Consider the following 1400-nt stretch of genomic DNA (forward strand, 5'->3'; position numbering starts at 1 on the left):
ACATCCTGCACAGCTACCCGCACTGCTGGCGCCACAAGACGCCGGTGATCTACCGCGCGGCGGCCCAGTGGTTTGTGCGCATGGACGAAGGCGAAGGCGTTTTCACCAAAGACAAGGCGCCGCAAACCCTGCGCAAGCTGGCCCTGGCGGCCATCGAAGAAACCAGTTTCTACCCGGAAAACGGCAAAGTCCGCCTGCGCGACATGATCGCCGGCCGGCCCGACTGGTGCATCAGCCGCCAGCGCAACTGGGKGGTGCCCCTGCCCTTCTTCATCCACACCGCCACCGGCGAGCTGCATCCGCGCACCATGGAAATCATGGACCAGGCAGCCGCCATGGTGGAGGCCGGCGGCATCGAAGCCTGGAGCAAGGCCACGGCCGAGTCCATCATCGGCAAGGATGCCCCTGATTACATCAAGAGCACCGACATCCTCGACGTGTGGTTTGACTCCGGCACCACACACGACCACGTGCTGCGCCACAGCCACGCCGCGCAATCGACCTGGCCGGCCGACCTGTACCTGGAAGGCCACGACCAGCACCGCGGCTGGTTCCATTCGTCACTGCTCACCGCCTGCGCGATGTACGACCATGCGCCTTACAAAGGGTTGCTCACGCATGGCTTCACGGTAGACGGCAAGGGCCGCAAGATGAGCAAGAGCGAAGGCAACGTGGTGGTGCCGCAAGAGGTGAGTGACAAGCTGGGCGCCGAGATCATCCGCCTCTGGTGCGCCTCGACCGACTATTCGGGCGACCTGGGCATCGACGACAAGATCCTGGCCCGCGTGGTGGACGCCTACCGCCGCATCCGCAACACGCTGCGCTTCTTGATGGCCAACGTGAGCGACTTCGACCCGGCCAAAGACGCCGTGCCATTTGAGCAGATGCTGGAAATCGACCGCTATGCGCTCAGCCGGGCATCGCAGCTGCAGGCCGACATCCTGGCGCACTATGAGGTGTATGAATTCCACCCGGTGGTCTCCAAGCTGCAGATCTATTGCAGCGAAGACCTGGGCTCTTTCTACCTCGACATCCTGAAAGACCGGCTCTACACCACCGGCCCCAAATCGCTGGCCCGCCGCAGCGCGCAAACCGCGCTCTGGCAGATCACGCACGCGATGCTGCGCTGGATGGCGCCCTTCCTGAGCTTCACGGCGGAAGAGGCCTGGAAGGTGTTCGGGCAGTCCGAGTCCATCTTCATGGAAACGTATGCCGAATTTCCTGCGCCCGACGCGGCTCTGCTCGCCAAGTGGTCGCGCATCCGCGAAATCCGCGATGCGGTCAACAAGGACATCGAAGCCCTGCGCACCGACGGCAAGGTAGGCTCTTCGCTGCAGGCCAATGTCGCGCTGGAAGTGGCCGCGGAAGACCATGCACTGTTGGCATCGCTCGGTGAAGAC

General features: G+C 63.5%; 1 protein-coding gene. It reads left to right on the forward strand.

Translation table 11 applies throughout. The annotated features are described in order from the left end of the window. Positions 1–1400, forward strand: a 1400-nt coding sequence (locus AC1D1X_RS23280) for a class I tRNA ligase family protein (protein ID WP_477699343.1), incomplete at both ends; no start/stop codon positions are given.

This window comes from Polaromonas sp. P1_G4, from assembly GCF_056405475.1.